The organism is Acrocarpospora corrugata (assembly GCF_009687845.1).
Classification (GTDB): domain Bacteria; phylum Actinomycetota; class Actinomycetes; order Streptosporangiales; family Streptosporangiaceae; genus Acrocarpospora; species Acrocarpospora corrugata.
Genome location: NZ_BLAD01000028.1, coordinates 1 through 660 on the forward strand (window position 1 = coordinate 1; position 660 = coordinate 660).

1 protein-coding gene is annotated in these 660 nt (G+C 65.0%); it reads right to left on the minus strand.

What is annotated here, in order from left to right; translation table 11 throughout:
* Positions 1–31 precede the first annotated feature (31 nt).
* Positions 32–589 (minus strand): transposase, encoded by a 558-nt coding sequence (locus Acor_RS00170; RefSeq protein WP_246238317.1) that lies wholly within the window; start codon positions 587–589, stop codon positions 32–34.
* Between the last annotated feature and the right edge of the window lie 71 nt (positions 590–660).

A 660-nucleotide genomic window follows, 5' to 3' on the forward strand; every position in this document is an offset into this window, starting at 1 on the left:
ACCACGGCTGCGGCCCGCCCCCTGACACCGATCACGCGCGCGGCCCGAACAGCACACGTGGTTCCAGATCGAGCCGAGTCATGGGTGCTTGCTCGGGCGGGGCCAGGTTGAGGACGAGATCGCCCATGCGGCGGATGGTGTGCTGAATGTAGGGCGTGATGGTGGCCAGGTCGTCGCGCTCGACCGGGTAGCCCTCGGCGGCGAGCTGGTTGGCCACATCCGTGATGTCCAAAGCGGTGGAATAGATCGCGCAATTCGCCATCAGCTCGTTGAACTTGACCACCCGCTCCTGGTGGTCGGGGTCGTTGTGGCCGATGAGCTTGCCACCGATCATCAGCCATTCCGCGTAACCGTGGAACGCCTCGGCCTTGTTGGTGATCGCGGTGATCTGCTCCCGCAAGCCCGGTTCCGACAAGAACCGCAGCAGCGTGATCGTGCGGATCACACGCCCCAGCTCGCGAAACGCCCGATACAGGCGGTTCTTGTGCGAGTGGTTGCCCAACCGGCGCAGCAGCGTCACCGAAGAGACCCGGCCTTCCCGGATCGAGATGGACGTGCGCAGCAGGTCGACCCAGTGGCGTTCGATCAACTACCAGTCGACCGTGTTATCCCCGAACAACGCATCGATGTGCGGGTAGCGGGTGTCCGGGGCGGGCCGGT